Raw genomic sequence first — 762 nt, 5'->3', positions numbered from 1 at the left:
TTAATTCGGGTTTCGGCGGGTTCAATGTCCACTTCAAGCAGGATGGAAAGTACCGGATCATTGATTTCGCAGATATCACATTCAGAAAAGAAATTGACTAGCGTTAAATGCTCAAATTACTCCCTCTGCCGCAACTTAAAACAAGGATAGCCCGTTATAAAACAACACACCTGGAAATAATTATCGAAACATAAACTAATTACTTAGTTAATCCGTAAATTCGTATCGGGTATAACAAACAATTGAACAATAACCAGATACATTATGAAATCATTATTATTTTGCGCTCTTCTTTTTACTACGGGCCACACTGTTGCTCAATATAACTATGTCATTTCGGGAAACCTGACCAACGGTGCCGGTAAAACCCTATATTTTTCGCCCGACACCTATATTGCGAATACCGACAAGCAAAAAGCCGACTCAATTGTGATCGCGGACGACGACAGTTTTAAACTTAGCGGAAAGATCAGGTATCCGGGCATTTATAGTCTTTTTCTCAGCGGCCAGAAAGCGTTCCTGGCATTCTATCTTGACAATACACCAGTCACTATTTCGGGTAGTGCAAACGCGATCTACAGAAGTGCGGTGGCCGGATCGGAAGACCAGCGGCTGATGACTGGTTTTTATACAAAAGATGGGATCATTCAACAGCAACTGGAAGAGTCGCTTGGCCTGGCTCAAAAGGCAAGCAAATCTTTAGATACACCTTCCGTATCAATCTATAAAAGAAAGATAGATTCGTTAAATCAGCTCAGGCGC

General features: G+C 41.6%; 1 protein-coding gene. It reads left to right on the top strand.

The annotated features are described in order from the left end of the window. Positions 1 to 264: 264 nt before the first annotated feature. A partial coding sequence (locus tag ACNOHI_RS24775; protein WP_420477392.1) for a DUF4369 domain-containing protein occupies positions 265 to 762 on the top strand: 498 nt, incomplete at its 3' end.

The sequence above is a fragment of the Noviherbaspirillum sp. ST9 genome, assembly GCF_048799745.1.
Lineage (GTDB): Bacteria > Pseudomonadota > Gammaproteobacteria > Burkholderiales > Burkholderiaceae_D > Noviherbaspirillum.
This window is presented reverse-complemented; position numbering and strand designations above follow the sequence as displayed.